The sequence below is a fragment of the Providencia sp. PROV_01 genome (assembly GCF_053098325.1).
Map to the genome: position 1 here is coordinate 1,267,132 of NZ_JBRFKD010000002.1, position 15,379 is coordinate 1,282,510.

At 33.2% G+C, this 15,379-nt stretch carries 12 protein-coding genes and 2 pseudogenes; 5 read left to right on the top strand and 9 right to left on the bottom strand.

Annotated features, from left to right (window positions below):
• Positions 1 to 48: 48 nt before the first annotated feature.
• Both ACU696_RS06365 and ACU696_RS06370 read right to left on the bottom strand, forming a co-directional pair.
• Positions 49 to 318 carry an oxidative damage protection protein gene (locus tag ACU696_RS06365; protein ID WP_004914180.1) on the bottom strand — a complete coding sequence of 90 codons (270 nt, stop codon included), beginning with the start codon at positions 316 to 318 and terminating at the stop codon, positions 49 to 51.
• 10 nt (positions 319 to 328) lie between these two features.
• Positions 329 to 577, bottom strand: a pseudogene (locus ACU696_RS06370) (A/G-specific adenine glycosylase); the annotation flags it as partial.
• A 265-nt stretch (positions 578 to 842) separates the two neighbouring features.
• Between ACU696_RS06370 and ACU696_RS06375 the strand changes: the two are divergent.
• From ACU696_RS06375 to ACU696_RS06395, 5 genes are all read left to right on the top strand, one after another.
• Positions 843 to 1,385 carry a fimbrial protein gene (locus tag ACU696_RS06375; protein WP_110592922.1) on the top strand — a complete coding sequence of 181 codons (543 nt, stop codon included), beginning with the start codon at positions 843 to 845 and terminating at the stop codon, positions 1,383 to 1,385.
• A 63-nt stretch (positions 1,386 to 1,448) separates the two neighbouring features.
• The gene (locus ACU696_RS06380) at positions 1,449 to 2,165 is read left to right on the top strand and encodes a fimbrial biogenesis chaperone (RefSeq protein WP_146234734.1); all 717 of its coding nucleotides are present in this window, start codon (positions 1,449 to 1,451) and stop codon (positions 2,163 to 2,165) included.
• A 93-nt stretch (positions 2,166 to 2,258) separates the two neighbouring features.
• The gene (locus tag ACU696_RS06385; protein WP_110592920.1) at positions 2,259 to 4,802 is read left to right on the top strand and encodes a fimbria/pilus outer membrane usher protein; all 2,544 of its coding nucleotides are present in this window, start codon (positions 2,259 to 2,261) and stop codon (positions 4,800 to 4,802) included.
• 15 nt (positions 4,803 to 4,817) lie between these two features.
• A complete protein-coding gene (locus ACU696_RS06390; RefSeq protein WP_110592919.1) occupies positions 4,818 to 5,831 on the top strand; it encodes a fimbrial protein in 1,014 nt (337 codons plus the stop codon).
• A 44-nt stretch (positions 5,832 to 5,875) separates the two neighbouring features.
• Positions 5,876 to 6,385, top strand: a complete 510-nt coding sequence (locus tag ACU696_RS06395) for a fimbrial protein (RefSeq protein WP_110592918.1) — start codon at positions 5,876 to 5,878, stop codon at positions 6,383 to 6,385.
• Positions 6,386 to 7,393: 1,008 nt separating this feature from the next.
• Here ACU696_RS06395 and ACU696_RS06400 read toward each other — a convergent pair.
• The 7 genes and pseudogenes from ACU696_RS06400 to ACU696_RS06430 all read right to left on the bottom strand — a co-directional run.
• Positions 7,394 to 7,543: pseudogene (locus tag ACU696_RS06400) on the bottom strand (helix-turn-helix domain-containing protein); the annotation flags it as partial.
• A 250-nt stretch (positions 7,544 to 7,793) separates the two neighbouring features.
• Complete coding sequence (locus ACU696_RS06405) at positions 7,794 to 8,465, bottom strand: fimbrial protein (protein WP_110592917.1); 672 nt, start codon at positions 8,463 to 8,465, stop codon at positions 7,794 to 7,796.
• 66 nt (positions 8,466 to 8,531) lie between these two features.
• Positions 8,532 to 10,085: a fimbrial protein gene (locus ACU696_RS06410; RefSeq protein WP_371021572.1), complete on the bottom strand. Its 1,554-nt coding sequence runs from the start codon at positions 10,083 to 10,085 to the stop codon at positions 8,532 to 8,534.
• A 66-nt stretch (positions 10,086 to 10,151) separates the two neighbouring features.
• A complete protein-coding gene (locus tag ACU696_RS06415) occupies positions 10,152 to 12,647 on the bottom strand; it encodes a TcfC E-set like domain-containing protein (RefSeq protein WP_198635236.1) in 2,496 nt (831 codons plus the stop codon).
• Between the two features lie 19 nt (positions 12,648 to 12,666).
• Entirely contained in the window at positions 12,667 to 13,350 is a 684-nt protein-coding gene (locus ACU696_RS06420) for an EcpB family pilus assembly chaperone (RefSeq protein ID WP_110593008.1), read from the bottom strand.
• A gap of 86 nt (positions 13,351 to 13,436) precedes the next feature.
• Positions 13,437 to 14,057 (bottom strand): common pilus major fimbrillin subunit EcpA, encoded by a 621-nt coding sequence (ecpA, locus tag ACU696_RS06425; RefSeq protein ID WP_110593007.1) that lies wholly within the window; start codon positions 14,055 to 14,057, stop codon positions 13,437 to 13,439.
• Between the two features lie 136 nt (positions 14,058 to 14,193).
• Positions 14,194 to 14,448 carry a helix-turn-helix domain-containing protein gene (locus ACU696_RS06430; RefSeq protein ID WP_110593006.1) on the bottom strand — a complete coding sequence of 85 codons (255 nt, stop codon included), beginning with the start codon at positions 14,446 to 14,448 and terminating at the stop codon, positions 14,194 to 14,196.
• Positions 14,449 to 15,379 lie beyond the last annotated feature (931 nt).

The window sequence follows — 15,379 nt, forward strand, 5'->3', positions numbered from 1 at the left end:
CACAGTCTTGGGGCAAAAGTCTACCTACTTAGTAGGTAGACAAACAGATTATTTTTCAGGTGTATAGCCATCAATATGGATATCATGGCCTTCAAACAAGAAATTAATCATTTCTTGTTCTAACATTTTACGGTCGTCAGGGTTCATGGTATTGAGTTTCTTTTCATTAATAAGCATAGTTTGTTTTGCCATCCATTGACTCCATGCTTCTTTTGAAATCTCGTTAAAAATACGTTTTCCTAACTCACCTGGGTAAAGCTGAAAATCTTGCCCATCTGCATCACGTTGTAAAAATGTACAAAAAATGGTTCTACTCATTAATTTTTCCTCAAATATCAGGTAGTAAGGCGAGCTGTTTTAGTAAACTTTCAACTGGGGCTGCAAGGCCGATAGTTGCGCCTAAGTGTAAGTTATACCAGAGTCCTTTGCCTTCATCCATGGCAGAATTAAATGCCTGAATGTTAACTTTTACAGGGATAATATCTAAATGGAAATGGCTAAATGTGTGACGGAAGGAAATTAATTGCTCTAATTGAGTATATTCAAGGCCTGATTCTCTCAACCAATCATTGAGTTTAACAATTGCTCTTTTTATTGATAAACTCATATTTACAAGTTTGTGCCTGGCTAAAATAACACGTTATAATTGTAATCGAATTAATTGATTAATAAGATGTTATCTCAAGTAAGAAATAATTCAGAAAATAAAACATTAAAAGTGAATTTAATAAAAAAGTTCATTTTTAATTTTTATCTATATCAAGTGACGTAGAAAGTAATTTTTATTTTACATATAGATATGAAAAAATATTTTTAAATATTACCATAGGAAGTATTACAAAATGATATCTGCAAAAAAAATTGCACTGATAGCTATTTTAGCTACCAGTGCTGGTAGCGCTTTAGCAATTGATGGAACAATTCAATTTAGAGGGGCGTTTACAGAAACCCCATGCGTAATAAATATTAATGGCAGCAATACTAATAGCACTGCTGCCGTATCAGTTCCACTGGGAACTTGGGCTACAGAAAATTTTGCCAATAACGTTGGTGCTACAACAGATTTAAAACCGATAACATTCACATTATCAAGCTGCCCAGATATGACACAGGCTAATATTCGCTTTAATGGACAAGCTGATACCGTAAACAGTAAGTTATTTGCTATTCAATCAGGGAGCGATACAGCCTCAAACGTTGGTATTGGTCTTTATAAAACTAGCAATACAACAGACTTCATCGAACCAAATACACAATCTCTCACTGTTCCTTTGACAAGTTCAAGTGGTGATGTCACGGTCTATGCTAGTTATATGACAACTGATGCTACAGTGGGTGGTGGCGCAGCAAATGCTGATGTGACTATCGATATTTCATACGAGTAATCGATAATTATCTAAGCTTATCCTAATTTAGGATAAGCTTAGATCCTCTAAGGAATCATGCTAATGAATATATTTAATAAATTTAAATTTCATATTATTTGCTCGGCACTATTTTTTTTCTTCACGGTTTCGTGCAATGCAGGTATTTTGATTGCTGGTACACGTCTTGTATATGAAGAAAATAGAAAAGAAGTCTCTATTTCAATCTCGAATCCCGATAAGGTACCTTATTTGATTCAGTCATGGCTAGAGCCCGATAACATATCATTCGCAGAAGGAAATGAAAAATCAAATTTACCTTTTATTATCACTCCTCCTTTATTTCGATTAAATGCGGATGCATCTAATTCATTGCGAATTGTGAAAGTAAAGAACTTACCTAGCGACCGTGAAAGTGTATATTGGCTAAATATTAAATCTATTCCAGCCTCTGATCCTAATGCTCAGAATCAATTATTAATTTCAGTTAATAGTCGAATTAAATTATTTTATCGCCCTTCTAATTTATTACAAAAAGATGCAGCTACGGCTTATCAACACCTTATTTTTACTTACCAAGATGGAAATCTGCTAGCAAAAAATCCAACCCCATTTTATATCTCACTACAAACTTTAACTGTGAATAAAAATGATATTGAACAACCGGGTATGATTGCTCCTTTTGCTGAAAAAACTTGGGAGTTGACTCAAATAAACAATTCAGAACCTACATCAGTAACTTGGTCCGCTATTAATGATTTCGGTGGAAAAACGGCAACAAAAACTCAATCTTTTCGCTAGTCTATATACACAGGTTATTAGATTAATGAGCATCACTTATTCTTTATGATTGAGTGACTCTTTTATCCTACTATATTACATGAATTTATCATAATGAGCTTAAACAAAACGATTAAATTACTCTTCCCATTGCAGCTTTGCGTTCCATATATCGCAGTATTAATTACTATTTTCAGTAGTCAATTCTCATATGGAAAGGACTATTTTAGTCCAGCTTCATTAGATAAAAGAGGATTAAAATCTATAGCAGATCTTGATAACTTGGATGTTTTCTCTAAAAGTGAAGGGCAACTTTCTGGACACTATACTGTTGATGTGTATCTGAATCATGACACAGTTGGAATTTATACTCTCTATTTTGTAAACGGAGATAATGGTGAACTGAGACCTGTATTAACAAAACAACAATGGATTGAGTGGGGGGTAGATAGTCATGCTTCACCAGCCTTTTACAAATTATCAGATGAAACTGTTATCAATTCTATTGAAAACATAATTCCTCATGCAACTGTAAACTTTGATTTTTCTCAACAAAAATTATTTCTAAATATTCCACAAATTGCCATGCAATCAACGGCTCGTGGTGCGGTTTCACCAGCACTGTGGATGCAGGGAGTTCCTGCTTTTCTATTAGATTATAATTTCTCGGGAGCAAAAACGTGGGCTCATAATCAAGATGAGCGTGCTGAATTTTTAAGTTTGAGAAGTGGGGTAAATTTAGGTGGATGGCGCACCCGTAATTATAGTGTCTATACACATAATAAAAATCATCATCAATGGGATAATATTTATACATACGTAGAACGTGATATTGCCCTCTTAAAAAGTCAATTGACACTCGGTGAAACAATCACTGCAGGAAATATCTTTGACAGTTTTCAGTTTACAGGAGGAAAATTAGCATCTGACGATAGCATGTTGCCTTATAGCTTGAGAGGATTCGCACCTGTTGTGCGAGGGATTGCTCGAAGTGAAGCTCAAGTTACCATAAAACAAAATGATATTGTAATTTATCAAACGTATGTTTCCGCAGGGCCATTTGAAATTGCAGACTTATATCCAAGTTCTGCAAGCGGAAATCTGGAAGTTATTGTCACTGAAATGGATGGGAGTGAGCAATCATTTGTTATTCCTTTTTCTTCTGTACCTATTATGCAACGTGAAGGGCAATTAAACTATAATGTTAGTATTGGTAAATATCGTGGAAGTAATTCTCGAATCCAAGAGCCACATTTTACCCAATCAACACTAATCTATGGTTTACCTTGGAACACTACAGGTTATGGCGGAATTCTCTATTCTGCTGATTATCAAGCAGTAGCATTAGGAACAGGATTCAATTTAGGCAGCTATGGTGCGCTTTCTATTGATATGACAGAGGCCCATACACGCTTTAAAGAGCCCAGTATATATAGTAAATCTCATGGGCAATCTTATCGATTTCAATATGCGAAAAGTTTACTTAGCACAGGAACAACAGTAACGTTAGCGGGATATCGTTACTCAACTGAAGGATATTATGATTTCGCAGAGGCGAATGATGCATACTCTCTTCAAACTCGATTTAATAAACGCTCTAAGCTACAAGCCACTCTCAACCAATCATTAGCAGATTATGGTTCAGTTTATCTTAATGGCTATCAACAAGATTATTGGGGGCGTTCAGGTAAAGAGAAGACCGTAAGTGCTGGGTATAACACGAGTTGGGATAATATAAGCTACGGGATAAATTACACATACTCTGATATGCCAGATGTAAAATCAGCAAATCAACTGATTGCTATAAATTTTAATATTCCCTTCGACTCATTATTACCAAACAGCCGTATTAACACAATAATGAGTACAGATAATCATGGTATGACCTCAATGCAAGTTGGCCTTAGTGGAAATGCATTCGATAATACTCTGAATTATCAAATACAACAAGGCTATGGAAATAAAGGACAACAAAATAGTAGCAATGCATCCATGTCTTATAAAGGACGTAATGGTACAGTAAATAGTGGGGTCAGTTATAACTCAAACTATCATAGGATGAATTATGGCATTCAAGGGGGGCTAGTTGCTCATCCTAAAGGGATCACACTGTCCCAATCATTAGGTGACACTATTGCTATAGTGAATACACCTGATGCGGAAGGGGTCTCTATTCAAAATCGGACAGGGATATCAACTAATTCGGCAGGTTATGCGATTGTACCGTATTTAACGCCATATCAGCGAAATCGAATCCAACTGGATGTCAGTAGCTTGGGAGACCAAATAGATTTAGCGAAGAATAGTACAACCGTGATACCGACTAGAGGCGCTGTAGTTTACGCTGATTTTCAAACCCACATAGGTTGGAGAGCATTAGTTACATTGATGGCAGATGGAAAGCCTATACCTTTTGGATCAGTAGCAACCTTAGAAAATAATACAAAATCAGATGCATCCGTAAATGTATCAGGGATTGTTAGTGCACATGGCGAGGTCTATTTAAGTGGATTACCAGAACAAGGGCAGATAGTGGCTAAATGGGGGACGTCAAAAAATCAACAATGTAAGGGCGATTTTACACTGCCACAAGATAAGAAGCAGCCAGTTCTCCAGGTAATAGTAGAATGTCATATAACAAAACAAACCTCGAAATAATCACGGAATAAGATAATGAAAATATACGATATTAAAGTTTCCATATCACTATTTATGCTAAGCATGTTTAATTCATGCTCATTCGCTGCGGACTTAACCTTAACACCAAGTACAATTACGTATACTAACCCAACAGATTCAGTGACCGATTTATCTTTATTAACAGGAGAATGGGATGCCTCGGGGAGACAACAGTTTTGTGCCTACCCCAATATGACTAAAGGGGTTATTGTTTCCTCTTCTACAGCAACTAATTACACTACATCGCTCGGAGGAACAAATTATCGTATATTTTCAACTAATATTCCAAGTATTGGCTGGATTATGGGGGCAAAGGACACAAATAACCCTAATTGGACCCCCTTAACAAATGCAGAAACAACCGTGTATCCATTTTCTGGTAGTTCTTCTCAAGCTCAAACTTTGGGGGCGATGGTTCAGTTTGCATTTGTAAAATTACCTGGTTCTATTGAATCCGGTACGAATACTTTTACGGCGCAAAAAATTGCTGATTTTAAATGTTATAAAAGTACCACTTTAGTACAGACGGGATATATTTATGTGAATACTACAGCGATCAATGTATCCGCTTTAAGCTGTCAAGTTGAGTCATCTCCTAGTGTATCGATTCCATTGGGAGAATATATTACGACTGATTTACCGGCAGTAAATGAGACCTTTGGTTCTTATTCAACAACCGTTGAGCTAAAATGTGATTCCGATGTGGTTCCATGGATGACGATTACTGATGCTTCTAACGCGAGTAATACAACAAACCAATTAAAGTTGACAGCTGATTCGACAGCAAAAGGGGTTGGTGTACAAGTTTTTTATAATAACATAGCAAGAGCTTTTGGCCCTGATAGTTCAGCAAAAGGAAATACAAACCAATTTTCAATCGGAAGTAAAACAACAACAATGGGCCAAACAATAACAATTCCATTGAATTTTAAATATATACGTACACAAACAGCTGTAACACCCGGGACGGCAAATGCAGCAGCGACAGTGACGTTTTCATATCAATGATCTTGATGGTGAATATAGGTAATTATTTCAAAGTGGAGGGTTGAATGCGTATATTTTTTAGTGGTGTAATCGGATTATTGTTAGGGTGTGTTGTCACTGCTCAGGCAAGTGATATTAGATTTGATATTTCAGGAGTGATAAAAAATGGTGCATGTTCAGTAAGCTTAGTTAATACGCCATCGGTCTTTTTAGGCACTTTTAGCACAGAATATTTAGATAACTTAGGAAAAACAACACCATTAGTTCCTTTTCAATTAACTGTAGATGACTGTCCACAAAATTACACAAATGTTCAAGTAACATTTACGGGAGAGCCACTAACAGAAAATCCACAGTTAATCGCATTACAAGCAGGGGGGGCAAAGAATGTAGGGATTGCACTTTATGATAGTGATAAAACATCACTAATAGATATAAATTCGGCTTCATCTGGTAAAATCGTATCAACAGAAGAGGCAACAACATTAACTTTTTATGCCGCTTATCAGGCTACTGGCAAAGTTACAGAAGGAGAAGCCAACGCTGATATCAATTTTACTCTATCCTACAATTAGGAACGAAATAATCAGGAATTTAAATTAAAATTTTAACATATAAATAGAAATTAATTGGTATTTACTTGAATGTTAAGTGATATCTATCTTATTAACTATTTATTAGTTCATAACTAGGTAGAGAAACTAAGTGTATCATCTATAAGACAAAGAAATTCAGATTTTTAGTATGTAAAACTAATTCGATAAATATTAAACTTTAGTTTTTATTAGGGATTTTTTATTGTTTAGAGATAAACATATTACTATATTCAGATAACTAAATTTATTAAATCACTTTTTAGCTAAACCTAGAATAAACGTTACTATGGGCACGTGCAAAGTGCCGTTTAAAATTACTCAAAAAGATTTCTAGCCGTACATTAGCCTCTTCAATGCTGCTAATATTATCTAGTCTCATCTCTTTGATTAGACGGCCTTTAAACATTTTATTAGCTCGCTCTATGCAACCTTTCCCCATGACTGTTCGCACAAATCAGTTCGACGCCAATATCATTGAGAACTCTGCAAAGTTGAGTTGTACAGGTCATGGCTCCGCTTGGATGATTTATAAGGAAAACACCGTGTTTATCACTGTAGAATGCAAGCGATTTACTATGTTTTTAATGTATTCTCGTGCTCCCTGCATATAATAAAAGGCGGATTAAGTTTCGCCAAAACGCAAGTGCATTAAGAATCCAGTGGCATCATCAACAAACACTAGAAGCAACATTTTGGTGCACAACCTTCAAACTAATCATAGTCAAAGCAATCAATTAGGATCAATTCGCCGGTGTAAGGGCATCTGTATCGTAGTTGGTGAGTTTTAGGAGCTCGCATTTTTCATGATCCAAATAAACCCTTGTATATCATAAGCTTACGAAGTATTTCTTTACCGATAGTCAGCTCATGTATTTCCTCAAATTTTTCGCGTGCTAGCGTAGGTTCAAAATCAGGATAATTTTTCTTAACGATATCTGCAATTTAATCAGTGAATGATTTTGGTAATAAACGATTACTGGGATTACCTCAAGCAATGTTATTCAAGCCTAAAGGGCCATGCTCACGGTAACGTTTTATTAGTCGGCTATAATGGTATGGTGTAATACCTAGTACCACGCTCGCAGGACTTGGAGTCATTTTACGATCAATGCCATCTTGCAGAATTTTAATGCGATTTAATTCTTTTAACGTAAATCATCCTAAGCTTTCTGTACTCATGACTATTTCATCAGGAAATATCCTTTTCTTCCCCACGTCGAAAAGAGAAAGGTTAACCCCATAAACAAATATAGTGCAGATATTTAGATTGAGCCAGAAATAGACATTAGCATTGAACCTCTACAACACAGATTCGCACAATCTATCTTATGTTAAATTAATACATTGGACGGCATTATCGTATCAGCTTTTGAATTTAATCGTATAATTAATCGCAATTTCCTATAGAATAATACTTATTAAAAATAACAATATACTTATGACCTTTACTCTTTAGAATATCATTTTGGAATTGTTGATTAGGTAGTAAATAAAGAACTAAAGGCTCTTCATTTTCATCAATATCGCAACTCTTATGAATCAGAACTCGAAAGTAAGTATTACCCGTATTTTTGATACTACCAGTCTGTTTTTCAAACTCATATGTAAATTTTGGATTCAATGGCCTGACTACAAAGTATGTTTCTAAGCTTACAGTTGGATAGAATAATGGTTTTTTATTCTTATTGTCATCGCTTGTGATGTCTAATGATGTTTCACTAATAGTAATTTTATAATACCGTTCAATACTATCTTTCTTTCCTCTATAAAAAATTTTAAAAAACTCCTGCTCTTCTGGTAACAAAATTTTCTTAAGAGGTGTAAATATTATTTCACCATTTTCAATTGGCTGACCATGTTCATTGCTACCAGGCTTATCTATTTTATACGCAGAAAATGTATATAAGTTTGTTTTTTTTGTATCATTTATATATGACTTAGAAAAAAATTCTTCACCTGACTCCATAGAGGATATATCTGAGTTTATATATAATGCATGTGCACTTTCACTAAAAAATAAAGTTAAAGATATTATTATATTGCATAGATTTTTTTTCATAACTAATCATCTAAATTTATATAAAAAAAGTAGGCTACTAAAACATTATGTAGCCCAAGATAAAGATTATTGAATATCTGGCCCTGTCCAAATGGCCTTAACAGTTACGTTGCCCGTAGCAGAGACAGTCCCTAACCAATCAATTCCATCTAAAGTGAAAAAAGAATTCGACTCGTTCATTGGAAAGGATAAATCTAAATTTGTTCTATAAAATGAACCTAAATCTTGATTTGGTTTATCCCAAGGCGTTTCAGACCACAAAGCATTTTTTAGAGAGATTTCATTACTATCACAACTAGCTCTAAACTTTGCATCTGTGCCATCACTATTTTTAAATGAAAGATAAGCAGAAAAAGGAACTTTAAATTTATCATCATTTGAGCTAAATAAACAATATGGTTGGCCTTTAAGCATAGTCATAGGCCCTTCTACTTTAGCTGTTATAGAATCAGCTTGTCGTGGTCCACTCGTTGTAACTATATAATTAAATTCGATAGGAGGCTCATCATTACCGACTTTCCCTGTTTTAGATTGATTAGGATTAAAATCAGCTGGAATAATACTAATACCATAATCTCTGGGTTTTATAATCAATGTATTTGATGGAGTGAACTCATAGTAACCGGATTGAGGTACAGCAGTATTTGTAAAAGAAAAAGTAAAAAACTCCTGACTATTAGTAAAATCAACACCAGAAGTAATTAATTGTTTTAAAAAAGTATTAGATAAAAATATTGATACATTTTTATTATTACTTTTAAAGTAATAATTTGCGGGATATGTTGTATTATAATAATACCAGCTATTACTACCATCATCCGGGCCTATTAATATAGTATTTGCAGCTGGTGCAAAAGGTATTAATGTTCGATTTATGGTTAATGCCAATCTAATATTTGCAAATATATCACCTGTTGTTTCATGATCAATTACTTTACAGATAATACCATTTTGATTTGATATAATGCCTATTCGACAAAATTGTGATCCCAAACCTATATTAGGATTACCATTACTGTCAATAAAAATTTCTTGTAATGCGCCTGTTGATGTTAATTTTATATGTCCTGACTTTGTTATATTAAATTCGTGTGAGGCTATAATATTCCCACCAACACTTTGACAAGACTCACCCTTGCTTGGGTCATAATCAATATTAGTCATACAAGCTCTGTAACTATAATTTTCAACTGTACCTACTGGTAATTGAAGAAAGTAATGATAGGCTGAATCGCTAAATATACCTCGTGCGTAATAAGATTCTCCATTAATATTACTTTGGACTATTTTATAAGCCCCATTTTTTCCGATGTACTGAGCTGGCCAGTAACCACTGTTATCTGAACAATAGCCTCGCATGCATCGATTTCCTGTAAATGGCTTGTCTATTTGCGAGTTTTCTAACCAAATATCAATATTTCGATTAGCCTGAATTCCTGTATTCACATATCCCATATAGCCGAGACTAAGTTGAGAAGCTCCCGCATATTTAGTAAATTTATTGGAACCTGAGAAACGAGGATCTGTTGTTCTTGGAGTAATGAAATATTCGTTATCCACATTATTTTCAACAAAAACATAGCTATTTGTTACATTTGCCCCGAGAGCGCTAAATGCCATTAAGTAATTAGCAATAACACATGTAGTTAATGTTAATTTAAGAATTATTCTCATTAAAATACCCTATTATCTTTTTGCCAAGCTAGACTGAGGTTCACAAGTAACCTCTCCGACCCACAATGCACCTCTTGCGCCTTGAAGATCTAAATCTGCTTCACAAATAGTTTGCTGATCATCTTGTAATAACGATATAACTGGATATCTAACATCAACATCCATAGAAAACTCACCATTTGCGTCTGTTTTTGTATGCCCTATATGGTTTCTAATTGCAGCAAATTTAATATATTCACCATCAGGCGATTTTAGACGTCCAAAAACTGTTATAAGTTGTCTGACCTCAGGCTGATAGAGAGCAATATTTCCAGGATATAACGTGACAGATTTATTTCGCCCAGAGATAATGTCAAAGCTGTCTTTTGATTTGCCGTCATTCATTAATTGAATATCATAATCAGAATAAGGAGATAACGGAATAAAGGTATTTTTTCCACTAATTGGATAATTTTGTCCATTTACTTTTGCGACCATACTGCCGCTACCTTTTATATCGGAATTAATAATAACGCCCGATTTACCTTGCTGACCACTAGGCGTGATCATGCCGTCGCTATATGCCACAGAGCCGCGAGAGGTTAAGTTGCCATTAAGTCTATCATTATCGGGGCGATTAATCGTCACAGTACCTGAGTTATATTTAGTATCATAAGAAGCATAGCCTAATGTTGAAAAATCAGATTCACCATTATCTTTATCTCTGACTAATTTGGAAACGGAAACCCCTGCATTGGTAATCACCGAATCTTCAAAATTTTTATTCGCATAAATATTCGCTTTAACATTACCATTTGTAGATGAAACACCAGTGCTTAACCAAGTGGAAAGTGGTAAGGAAAAATCAAGGTTAATATATTTTTCGTTTGTGCTGTTTTGATTATCATAATGATAACGCTGAACGCCTGCTCTTAATCCAACAGTACCATAGCGACCAGAGAATAATGTATTTGCGTATTCATAGTTAATAGAATCACTACCAACACGATTATCTTTCGTATTACTTATAGTAAATGATCCTGTTCTATTAATAATTTTGTCAAAATTAATGGTTCCACCATAAGAATAACTGTCTGCATCGTAGAGTGGTAACTCACCACTCACTATAGTCTTTTCTTTAGATGCCCACAAAGATCCATAGCCTTCAGGAATATTAACAGAGATAGTTGTGATATTACGATGACTTCCATGGTTATCCAATAAACCTTGCCAAGCCACTGAAATATAATTATTTAATGATGCATTTACGCTTGTTTCTTGAACAACAAATTTATCGAATCCATAATTTGACATTTGGAAACGAACCCCTGATAGTACAGGAAAGTTATATGCAAAAGAAACGCCAGCTAAAGCACTTTTCCCCGGCGTTTGGCTATATGAATCATCACCTCTAACATAGTGACGTTTATCAAAATCAATATAACCACCATATATTTCCCAATTCAGTTTGTCGTAATTACCTGTTATCGCACCAAAAGATTTATTAATTGTTTGCTGTTGTGTAGTGACAACTTTACCATCTACAACTGTTTCGATAGTGACGTCGTAAATACCATATGGCAATACACTTGTATCAATTTCAAAATTACCCATTGGAAAATTTTGAATATTTAATAATTTACCTTGTCGATAAATACGGACTTCACCAGGGCTATTTAAAAAAGCATAAATCGGCGTGAGTGATTGCTGTTTATTTGTCACCATACTGGCAGAGTTATTCCCTATTGAAGCTGCATAAATTTTACTACTACTAAGAGCAGTTAAACTGGCAATGGACTGTAAATTCCAAGTACTCATTAATCCAAGAGCAAAACGGAGTCCGTTAAAGTCTCTTTCGTACATTGCACGATATAGCTCAATATTCGAATTAGATTTTCCAATACTATATGCTGAGGCATTAACATTAAAATGATGTTCTGCTGCTGCGAATAATGTATCTAAATTGAAATAACTGCTAGATGAGTCTTTAGCATCTTTAACTCGACTCTGAAATACACCTAAATCATAGTTAGCTACCGCTGAGAATGAATTAACTGAAGAATTTCCTAGTAAAGACTGTCTCTCATGTTCTTTTGGTGAAAATGCAGTTTTATCAACATCTAATGATAAATTAAATGAAGAAATGTTTAATTGAAGTGTTGCATTATTATCAATAGCGATATTGTTTTCACCATTAAAAATAACATTTTGCAGGCCTTCAAGATTATCCATTAATAAATTATTAAGCTTTGCGCCTTTATTATTTTCAATGAGATGAATGCTTGCTAATTTAATTTTATCTTGTTCAATAACAATGACTGCATCTGCAATTTTACTATCACTTTGATTCTTTTTAGTATCATCATTTAATCGTAAAAAAACAGGAACAGACATTCCTTCTTCTAGCGCATTAACAAACGCAGGAGGAATAATATATCCACCAATTTTTATGCTTTTAATTCCATTGGCGTAAACTGAATTCGAAAAAACAATACTCAATATTGATAAAGCAATAGCACTCTTACGCATAATTTAAGTCCATTCTTAATTATTTGACAACAATGAACTCTCCTTTGTGCCAAATACCAACGCTTGATTTTTTATTTTTCACATCGACAAATTGTAATTTAACGGCTAAATGTGGCATGAGGTAATAACGCTCGCGACAGATTCCATCCACTCCATATTTTTGTTTTTCTGCTAAACAAGGACCTGAAGCCACTACACGGAATGAGCTATTACCAATATTAGATACTTGTGAATTAATAAATTCATAATTAAATTTTTCAACTCTTGGTGAAACAACAAGAATTGTACTAATTGTTGCCGATGTTGTAGCTGATGCTGATTTTGAACTTTTTGTTACACCACTTTCACCAATAGGATCATCTTTCCAATTTAATCGATAATAACGTTCTTTATCATCCATTGGACCTTGATAAATAATCTTAAATACATCTTTTGCTTTACCAGGAAGAATTAAGTTTGCAGGTGTTGATAAAATTTCATTAGGGTCATTTACAGAAATAACTTTTCCATTTTCTAGTGGAGAATCGATTTTTTCTATTGTTAAATTTACTAACCTTGCTGTATCAACCGTATTTTCAATTTCTTTTGCTAGTGTATCTTCATCAGCTGATATTATTTCGGTAATATTACCTACATTAACAGCAAAACTGTTTTTTAATGGTAGAATTGATAATAAAATTAATGCAAAAATTATTTTTTTCATAATAAAATTTCTATTTATAGAAGGATAAAGATATTATTTCCTTATAATATCTTTATCTTAATATCAGTTATAAAATTTAGGAAAAATTAAGATTCTGGATTAGGTGCTGGAGTAAAAGAACCATCCCAAGTTGCAGTAAATTGAACTTTCACATCACCATCCCATGTACCGTCTGTGAGAGAACTAAAGTCTGTTGCTGCACCTGCAGCTTCTGCATTTGCAATCACAAAAGTGAATTCACCACGATCTGTTGCACGATCAGAACTATTATAAACACCATCAGCAGCTAAATTGTCTAAACCTGAAGTCAATCCAGTAGATGTATCAATTAATACAGTATCAGAATCTTTAGTTAAATCTTCCCCGTTCCATTTAACACCTACTGTTAATTTAGAATCATCTGTTGTTCTTGCTAAAGTATTAGCAATAATTTTAGATGCTAATTTAAAATCTGTAGCACCAGACTGGCCTTGAATAGCAATATCAAATGCGCCGTTTTGCTGATTGAAGCTTTTTTGACCTTCGGCATAATTAAAAGTAAGGCTTTTTAATGGAGTAACAACTAACATACTCGTTGTATCTTTAATTGCTGTTGCTTGCCATGTTGCTGTTGCTTGAGCAGTACGAGTTTCAGCATTAGCAACGGTAGCAAAAGAAGCTGCAATAACTGTTGATAATAAAACAGTACCCAATTTTTTATTTAGCATATTATTCTCTCTAATTAAAATGAACATCAAAAATTAATTACATAGTATAAAAAACACTTTTAACCGTGCTTTTTATAAAATATAATCATCCTATGTTATTAATTAACACAGAAACTTTTATTATTAAAAAATAAAATTAAGAAGTTTTTGCTTTATTTCTAATTGATTCACTCTCCATATACTTAAATAGTTCAATCCATTTTTTATCTAATACAATTAAATACTGGTCTAACTGATCTAATGTTAGTGAAGTCATCCCTGTTTCATAACGCGATACCTGTTGCTGGCTAACATTTATTAATTTAGCTACATCTTTTCCTGTTAAGTTTTTATCTTTACGAGCCTTTCTTAAAAAGCAACCTACTCTATTACTTAGTATATTATTTTTCATATGGTGCCTACTATAAAAACTTAATTTCTGCATATTTAATTTTCGTTAATAATAAATATATTAAAATAAGAGTAAAAGTGTTATAACCAATCAAAAACAACATAACAATAGATAGAAGCAATCAAAAAGTCATTAAAACGTGATAAATATCAAATAAATACCAATTTTACGCGTAAACGGAGTGTTTTTAGTTTTTATAAGCGTATGATTAGTAATATTAAATTAAATGTTTTTATTTTTTTGTGTTTTATAGATAAAAATTTATTATCTATTATGTTTAAATATATGTAATCATAATAAAACCGAGTAAAATCCAATAAAATATTACATTTTATTACAATTCAATAAATATATTCATACTTTAAAGTTAAGATAATACACATTAAATGCGTGTAAGTGGAAGTTCAAATAAAATTAATACAAATTAAATTTGTAAGATTTATTTCTATATAAAAAAACACTAAAAAAACAAGAACAATCTCAACGCGGTATATAAAAAAAGAAATTCACCAAGTAAATACAATAGGGTTAATCGAATAACCATTAATTTAGTTTAATTATTTTTTACTCTTGGTTATTGCAGTCATATTTATAGAGCTAGAAATTAATTTATATATATACTGATTATCGCTATCTAATTTTCATTAAAAAATCTTAAATCAGTTAAATTCTATGCTTGCTTATATAATGATATAATCTATATCTAATTTTGTATTATCATTCTATTTTTAAGTAAGCAAGGCCGCCTATAAAGCTTTAAAATAACTCGTAAAGAGTAATAATAAAATTGCAAAAACGCTCTTAGCTTATTAATTCTTTTCCACTTAGCTCATACTAAAGCCACTGTAGTTTATTTTAGGATTGCATTTTACTTTTAGCCTTTCATTCGTCTCACAGATGGAATCTATTTAAAATATTTATTAGTTTTTAT